The 599-nt window shown below is 63.1% G+C and carries 1 protein-coding gene; it reads left to right on the top strand.

Annotated elements, in window-relative coordinates:
- Window positions 1–599, top strand: a 599-nt coding sequence (locus SM447_RS29525) for a diguanylate cyclase domain-containing protein (protein ID WP_474576142.1), incomplete at both ends; no start/stop codon positions are given.

Here is a 599-nt window from a genome sequence, read left to right as displayed (position 1 = left end):
GCGGCGCTTGTCGGGCCGCAACTTGCGGCGTTCATTCCCGCCCTGACACTTGGCGCCTATTGGTTTGGCGGCGAAGGGTTCTTGCTGTTTTCGGCGCTGCTGTTTCCTGCCCTGCTGGCGCTGACCAGCATCCTGACCCGCCCCGATCCGCCGGTTTTGGGCCGCAAAGACCCGATAACGGGTCTGCCTCGGGGCGACCATGCCCTGGCCACGCTGGATGACGCAGCGGCGGACGGCACCTGCACCTGTCTTGTGATCGAATTGGAAGACTTGTCCGGCCTGCGCGCACAATACGGTGTGCCCGCAGCCGAGCACATCCTGCAACGTTGCGCGGAGCGGCTGCAAACCACACTGCGCGACGGCGACGTTGTCACCAGCCTGGCCCCCGGGCGCTTTGCGGCAGTGATCGAAAAGAATAAACGGGTCGATCTGGAAACGATGATTCAGTTTGCCGGGCGGTTGCAATCGGCACTGTCTGATCCGATTGCTGTGGATGGCGCCCGTGTGTTGATGACAAGCTCGATCGGCTTTGCCCTGCCCTCGCGGGTCGATGACCAAACCGGGGAAGCCATGTTGGCTGCTGCAGAAAGCGCCCTGGA

Source organism: Micromonospora aridisoli (assembly GCF_056150025.1).
The sequence above is the reverse complement of the archived record's forward strand: the minus strand, read 5'-3'. Positions and strand labels throughout refer to the sequence as shown.